The 282-nt window shown below is 64.9% G+C and carries 1 pseudogene; it reads right to left on the bottom strand.

Going from position 1 to position 282, the window contains the following annotated elements:
* Positions 1 to 5: 5 nt before the first annotated feature.
* Positions 6 to 282 (bottom strand): annotated as a pseudogene (locus tag OSC30_RS16855) (hypothetical protein); the annotation flags it as partial.

Raw genomic sequence — 282 nt, 5'->3', positions numbered from 1 at the left:
GAAGCTCAGCCGCCGATGATCTTCATCACGGTGACACCGCCGGAGAAGGCCAGGTCCTGCTTGTCGCCGAGGGCCTTGACCAGCAGGCGCTGCAGCGCCGGCAAGGCCTGGTGACGGGGTTTGTCCAGCAGGTCGCCAACGAAGTGGCGGTTGCTCGACGACAGGCAGCCGTGCAACCAGCCGGTAGACGACAGGCGCAGACGCGAGCAGGTACGGCAGAACGGCACGCTTTCGTTGGCAATCACGCCGAAATGACCGGCACCGGGAATGGCGTAACGCATC

Source organism: Frateuria hangzhouensis, from assembly GCF_026410505.1.
Classification (GTDB): Bacteria; Pseudomonadota; Gammaproteobacteria; order Xanthomonadales; family Rhodanobacteraceae; genus Frateuria_A; species Frateuria_A hangzhouensis.
This window is presented reverse-complemented; position numbering and strand designations above follow the sequence as displayed.